The organism is Capsulimonas sp. (assembly GCF_039929585.1).
Classification (GTDB): domain Bacteria; phylum Armatimonadota; class Armatimonadia; order Armatimonadales; family Capsulimonadaceae; genus Capsulimonas.
The window spans coordinates 1-3,762 of the sequence record NZ_JBDSQY010000183.1; the positions used below are offsets into that span (position 1 = coordinate 1).

Annotated in this window: 4 protein-coding genes; all 4 read left to right on the plus strand. The window is 59.4% G+C overall.

The window, feature by feature from the left end:
* The first annotated feature begins 236 nt into the window (after positions 1 to 236).
* Positions 237 to 593, plus strand: coding sequence for a prepilin-type N-terminal cleavage/methylation domain-containing protein (locus tag ABIZ35_RS13185; protein WP_348220373.1), 357 nt, complete (start codon positions 237 to 239; stop codon positions 591 to 593).
* Positions 594 to 750: 157 nt separating this feature from the next.
* Positions 751 to 2,709, plus strand: a complete 1,959-nt coding sequence (locus ABIZ35_RS13190) for a DUF2723 domain-containing protein (protein ID WP_348220374.1) — start codon at positions 751 to 753, stop codon at positions 2,707 to 2,709.
* A gap of 80 nt (positions 2,710 to 2,789) precedes the next feature.
* A complete protein-coding gene (locus ABIZ35_RS13195) occupies positions 2,790 to 3,293 on the plus strand; it encodes a prepilin-type N-terminal cleavage/methylation domain-containing protein (RefSeq protein WP_348220375.1) in 504 nt (167 codons plus the stop codon).
* A 16-nt stretch (positions 3,294 to 3,309) separates the two neighbouring features.
* Positions 3,310 to 3,762, plus strand: a 453-nt coding sequence (locus ABIZ35_RS13200) for a type II secretion system protein (RefSeq protein ID WP_348220376.1), incomplete at its 3' end; no start/stop codon positions are given.

Here is a 3,762-nt window from a genome sequence, read left to right on the forward strand (position 1 = left end):
GCACCTCGGCGAACCTGGCTCCCAGCTACATCAAGACCTACCCGGGCTGCCCGTCCGCCGGCACCTACACGCTGGGCGACGTTTCGACGAGCCCGACGTGCAGCATCGGCGCCAACGCCACCAACACTAACTGGTCGCATGTCCTGCCATAGGCTCGCTTAACGAAACTAGTATGAGCATCGACCCGAGTCGATGCTCATATTTTTTGTCTCCCCGTCCGTCCTCATCAAACACTCATGAACAAGAATAGCCGTGGCTTTACATTGGTCGAGATCATGGTCGTTATTTTGATCACTGGCATCCTGATGGCAATCGCCATTCCCGGCTTTTTGCAGGCCCGTGAAACATCGCGCGCTAAGAGCTGTATCGCCAACCTCAGACAAATCGACAGCGCCAAGCAGCAGTGGGCCATGGCCTCGAAAGCGGCCACAACCGCGACATGCTCCCCGGCGAATATTTATCCCGCCTACATCCGTGTCTTTCCCGTTTGTCCCTCCGATGGGACCTACAGCATCGGCGTCGTCGGCTCCAGTCCGACGTGCAGCATCGGAGACGACCCGGTCAATACGAGCTGGTCGCACGTTTTGCCGTAATTATCCCAGTCCTACAGATAACGGGGCGCCCCTGCAGGACGCCCCGTTTTTATTTGTCGCGCATCCCCACCCTGTGGAAATTACGAGCTTTCACCGATATTAAAAGAGATTTATCATCTTATCAGCGTGCGCTCGCGGCCAAAAAAGGCGACAAACTATGAATTTTCTCTCCAAACCCCATCTGCTGGACCGCTGCATCGCGGCGGCGCTGTTTCTCACGGCGTTCTGCGTGTATCTGCGCACACTCTGTCCGACCATCTATTGGGGCGATTGCGGGGAGCTCGCCACGGCGGCCTACTCGCTCGGAGTCACCCACCCCACGGGTTATCCCGTGTGGTGTATGCTGGCGAAGCTGTGGACGCTGATCCTGCCCATCGGGACGACGATCTGGCGCCTGAATGTTTTGAGCGCCCTGCTGGGCGCTCTGGCAATCCCGTGTCTTTATGGGTTTTCGCGATGCGTCGGCGCCGCGCGGCCGATCGCCGCCGCCGCCGCCGGAATGTTCGCCTTTTCACTCACGTTCTGGCAGCAGTGCCTCTTCTGCGAAACCTACAGCCTGACCGCGTTCTACACCTCGCTGCTGCTGTTTTTGACGGCGCGCTGGCGGATGCGCGGACTCCAAGCGAACGATTTGAAGCTGCTGGCGCTTGCTTATGGGTTCGCCGTCACGAACCATCAGATCAACACGCTATTTGTCCCAGGATTCATCGCCTTTATTTTGATGACCGATCGCCGCCTGCTGGCGCTGCGCGACCGAGCCGTACGGAAGCAATGGGCGGCGACGCTGGCCATTGCGCTCGCGCCGCTGCTCTCATACGCATACCTTCCCATTCGGGCGGCCGCGAAGCCTGCGGCGAACTGGGGCGATATCACTTCTCCGTTCGCGTTCTGGTTCCATATCACAGGCCGGCAGTACGCGGACGCCATGTTCCACACCAAGCTCCCCGAAGTCCTCGGCAAGCTGGCCGAGTGGTTCTTCGGCCTGGGGCGCGAGTTGACCTGGGTCGGCGTTGCGCTCGCGTTTGTCGGTCTGATCCTGCTGTGGGTGCGACGCGAGCATCGGCCGCTGGCGCTGCTGCTGTCATGGATCCTGCTGGCCGATGTCGTCTACACCATCAACTATGGGATCTACAACGCTTATATCTATTTCATCCCATCGTATCTGGTGTTATGCGTGACCGCAGGATTTGCGATGACGGAGGCCTGGGTGGTGATCCAGCGCGGGATCGAGCCCAGCAAGCGTCCGGCGTTCGCCGGATTGGCCGCCGCCTGCGCTCTGGCGCTTACGCCATTCCAGGCGATTCGACACTGGACGATCAACGATCTGAGCCACACGTGGATGTGTTACGATTACGGCCGCAACCTGCTGTCCACCGTTCCGAAGGGCGGCTTGCTGATCGATAACGGCCGCGATACGTCCGCGTTCGCCATCACATACTTGCAGCGCGTGGAGGGGTATCGGACGGATGTTACGCTGGTCAAGCGCGGCATGCTCGCCGGCGTTTACAACCCCAAGTACCATCGCTGGGTCACAGGCTGGTATCTGTCCGATCTGGTGCGCGAGGACAAAGATCTGGCGAGTATCTTCCCCGATGGGGCCGTGTCGATCCATCAAGCCACACGCGAAGAGCCACTGCGTCGGGTCATTGAGCACTGCCTGACGACGAACCGCCCGCTGTTCATCCTGGGACCGTCCGACGATCCCCCAATCCATTATGAGCGCGGCAAGCAGATCGCCGTGCAGGCGTATCTTGAGAAGACGGGTGAACTTGCCCAGATCGGACTGCTCACCCAGATTTTTCCACACGGCAAGCGTCCGCCTCTGCCGGCGCTGCTCGCCACGACCAAGAGCGTCTGGCGCGGCTATTCGCTGCGCGGCGTTTACGATGGCATGTATCTGACGGACGACTTCCTGACTGGGATCGCGCTTGATTACGCCTCTGGCGAAACGGCGCGCGGCCGAGTGGCCTTTATGAGCGGCGACCTGGACGAGGCGCAGATCGCCTTCGGCGATGTGCTGCATCTCTTCAAGAGTTCCGAAGCGGAACAAACTCTGGAGCGCATCGCCGCGCTGCGCGGCAAAAGGTCCAAGGTCGCTGAGGCGCGCGCAAATTGAATGCCCCTATTATTGCGGATATGGCCGCTCACCGAAAAAGGCATAATTTCTAATAGGGATACATACCGGAAAGCAATCTTATGAAGGCGTCACAACTCAAGAACCAAACACGACGTGGCTTTACTCTGGTGGAGCTTACGATCTCACTCTTCGTCTTTGGAATGATGATCATGCTGTTTGGCGCCACGTTTCCCGTCGCCACCCGCGCCGGCCATGTCGGCGCGAACTACGCGCAGGCGTCCCTGCTCGCTCAGCAGAAGGTCGACCAGATGCGCGACCTGGGTTTCGCCGGCATGAACGGTTCCTCCCTGCTCGGCCGCAGCATCATCGACTCGTCCACAAAGAACGCGGATGGATCTTACTCATTCACAATCGTCGATGATTTGGTGGACAACGGGACGGGCATCGGTTATTTCCCAGCGGGAAGCACGGGCAAGCTCTGGATCGGTCAGGCGCTGACATCCGCCGGAGCTAACGCGCCGTCGCTGGCGCAGGCCGTTCAGGTCACCGACACCTTCGCCTGGCAAGGCGGTAATCAAAGCTCGGGCAGCTTCACGACCCACACCATCATCGCGGCGCGGTAGCCGGTTCAGGCGTAATATGACTAAAGATCGCTCAAACAATCGCAAAACGGATCGAGCTCGCGGTTTCACCCTGGTTGAGATCATGATCGGCATGGGAGTCTTTTCGCTGCTCATGCTGGCCACAATGGGACTGTTCGTCACGATGCTGCGTCTCTGCGCCAGCGTCAGCGGCGCGTCCAATTCCTCTCTCGACGCCGCGAAGGCGATCCAGGCCGTCTCAGAGGACATACGTGAGGCTCGCTCGTTTACGCTGATGGACGGCGGGACCTATGGCGCGACTTACGACGCCATCGACAGCGCCGGAAACTACATCGCCGTCACTGGAATACATATCGTGATGCCGGCGGGCAATACATCCACATCCGTGCGTCTTACGTCCGGCGGAGCATCACAACTGCTCACCGGGGGAACCAGCCTCTGGGATGTCAAAAACGACGGGGTCAGCATTGATTATTATCGGGCCAATACC